Raw genomic sequence first — 2,703 nt, 5'->3', positions numbered from 1 at the left:
CCCCCGCCACCGCGTCCGCCGCCACCGCGTCCGCCGCCAAGGGCCGAGGCCGCCCCGTCCTGCCGCCCGGCCGACTCGGCATCCAGCTGTACAGCCTGCGTGACAAGGTCTCCACCCTCGGCTTCGGCCCCGTCTTCGCCGAGCTGGAGCGATACGGCTACGACGAGGTCGAGTTCGCCGGCTACACCCAGGGCTCGGCCGGCGCCATCACCCTCGCCCAGCTCAAGCGGCTGGCCCGCAACCACGGCCTGAATCCGATCGGCAGCCACGTCGGCTACTACTCCGACGACCCGGGCGCCTACACGTTCGCCCAGAACCTCACCAAGGTCCTCGACGACGCCCAGGCCCTCGGCCTCAAGCACATCGGCACGGCCGCCGGCCCGTTCCGCTACGGCTCGACCGTCGACGCCTGGAAGCGTGCCGCCGAGGACTTCAACACGTACGGCGCGGCGGCGAGGGCCCGGGGCATGAAGTTCTACCAGCACAACCACTCCGAGGAGTTCTCCTTCGCCACCGACAACCCCAAGGTCCGCCTCTACGACGTCCTGCTCAAGGAGACCGACCCCGACCTCGTCTACCTGGAGATGGACATCTACTGGGCGTACGTCGGCCAGTTCCGCTTCTCCAAGCGGCCCGACGGCAGGCCCGCACCCTTCGAACCGTTGAACTACGTGTTGCGGCAGCCCGACCGCTACCCGCTCTTCCACGTGAAGGACGGCGAGAGCGACCCGTCTAACCCGTACGGTTACCGCATGACCGATGTCGGCGACGGTGACATCGACTACCGGCGGTTCATCTCCGCCGTGACCCGGCTGCGCGGCCACCGCATGGCCCACCACTGGCAGGCGGAGCACGACAACCCGGCCGAGTCCTTCACGTTCGCGCGCCGCTCCAGCGCGCACCTGCACTCCCTGAAGGAGAAGTGCTGACGACTTCAGAAACGTGAGGAGGCCCTTCCCCGGCCGGGGAAGAGCCTCCTCACGCGGCGACGGTCAGCCCCCGGGCCCCGTCCGGCCCGGGACGTCCCCGCCCGTCCCGCCGAGGCGGTGGACGTGCTGGTGGCAGTCGGTCGCTCGGCGGTGGGGACGGTGTACGGCGGTCGCTCGGCGGTGGGGACGATGTACGGCGGACGGTGCGAACGGTCTGCGTGCCGCGGTCGGACCCCACGTCATGTCAGGTCGTGTCCTCGCCGAGCGGTTGCGGGTTGGGGGAGATACGGCGCGTTTCCTTGTCGCGTCCCGGCGGGGTCAGGAACAGTGCCACGCAGCCGGCGAAGAGGGAGATGGAGCCGGCCAGGATGAAGGCGCCCGAGTGGCCCCAGGCACCGACGACCACGGCACCCATGCCGGCGCCCAGGCCCGAGACGAGCTTGGCGCTGTAGACCATGCCGTAGTTGGACGCGTTGTTGTTCTCACCGAAGTAGTCGGCGGTGAGCGCTGCGAACATCGGGAAGATGGCGCCGCCGCCGAAGCCGGAGATCGAGGAGAAGATCAGGAAGAGCGGAAGGTTCTCGGCGTTCGCCGACCAGAGGATGCCGTACTGGGACAGGCCCAGGATCACGCAGACGACGAGCAGGCACCGCTTGCGGCCGTACAGGTCGGAGAGCCAGCCGATGACACCGCGGCCGGTGCCGTTGACGATGGCCTTCAGGGACATGGCCGTGGCGACGATCCCGCCCGCGAATCCGGCCTCCTCGCCGATCTCCACCTGGAAGGCGATACCGAAGATGTTCACGCCGGACGTACAGGCCAGGCAGAACCACATCAGGCCCACCCGGCCGGTCTTCCACGCCTCCCTGGGGGAGTACTGGCGCACCGCCGGCGGGTTCATGCGCATCGAGCGGGCCGCGCGCGGGTCGTCCGGCGGGTTCAGCGGGTCGATCGTGGAGGGCCACCAGTTCTTCGGCGGGTCCTTGAAGAAGTAGCCGGAGCACGCGACCATCCCGGCCAGGAACACACCCACCGAGACCAGCACCCAGCGGAAGTTGGTCAGGTCCATGTAGCCGTTGAAGAGGAAGACGAAGGGCACCGAGCCGTAGGCGAAACCGCCGTTGACGAAGCCGGTCTTGCCGCCCTTGCGCTCCGGATACCACTTGCCGACCATGTTGACGCAGGTGGCGTACACCATGCCCGCGCCCATGCCGCTGAACATGCTGAACCCGATGTAGGCGAAGACCACGTGCGGCGCGAAGGCGAGGGACAGGTAGCCCAGCAGTGTGCCGGTGGCGCCGAGCATCATGGCCCAGCGGGCCGGAAGCCTTCCGCTCTCACGCAGCTTGCCCGCGGGGAAGGCCACCGCGGCCTGGAAGAAGACCCAGACGGTCATCATCCAGAAGATGTGCATGCTGTTCCAGCTGTGCGCCGTGTGCAGGGTGTCCTCTGCGGACGCGAACGCGTACTCGGCGGAGGAGATGCCCATCATGCCGATCCAGGGCAGGATCACCATCCACTTGCGTTTGCGCCCCATGATGTCGATGTCGGTCTCACCGAGGCGGTAGACGCGACCGTTCGCGTCGGTGACCTCCCGGTAGGGAACCGTGGTGGGCAGGTCGGTCGTTGTCATGTCGTGTCGCACCCCTTGCGTCGAAAGATCTGGCCAGCGCCCCCTGTCCCATGCCTTTCGTGCGCGTGCGGGTCCCAGGGCCGGCCGACGCGCACCGTCGGCCGGCCCCCCGCTCACTCACCTCATGTACCGCCCCCCAGC

2 protein-coding genes are annotated in these 2,703 nt (G+C 68.5%); one reads left to right on the top strand and one right to left on the bottom strand.

Annotated elements, in window-relative coordinates; translation table 11 throughout:
* Positions 1 to 929 (top strand): sugar phosphate isomerase/epimerase family protein (locus C1J00_RS41745; RefSeq protein WP_102914021.1); only part of this gene is annotated, 929 nt, incomplete at its 5' end.
* 244 nt (positions 930 to 1,173) lie between these two features.
* On the opposite strand, the gene C1J00_RS41740 is transcribed toward C1J00_RS41745, so the two are convergent.
* Positions 1,174 to 2,562, bottom strand: a complete 1,389-nt coding sequence (locus C1J00_RS41740; RefSeq protein WP_102914020.1) for an OFA family MFS transporter — start codon at positions 2,560 to 2,562, stop codon at positions 1,174 to 1,176.
* Positions 2,563 to 2,703: the final 141 nt, after the last annotated feature.

It is taken from the genome of Streptomyces cahuitamycinicus (assembly GCF_002891435.1).
Classification (GTDB): domain Bacteria; phylum Actinomycetota; class Actinomycetes; order Streptomycetales; family Streptomycetaceae; genus Streptomyces; species Streptomyces cahuitamycinicus.
This window is presented reverse-complemented; position numbering and strand designations above follow the sequence as displayed.

Excerpts from the sequence above, each read along its gene's own strand:
- C1J00_RS41740 (WP_102914020.1), bottom strand. The coding sequence starts at position 2,562 with ATGACAACGACCGACCTGCCCACCACGGTTCCCTACCGGGAGGTCACC.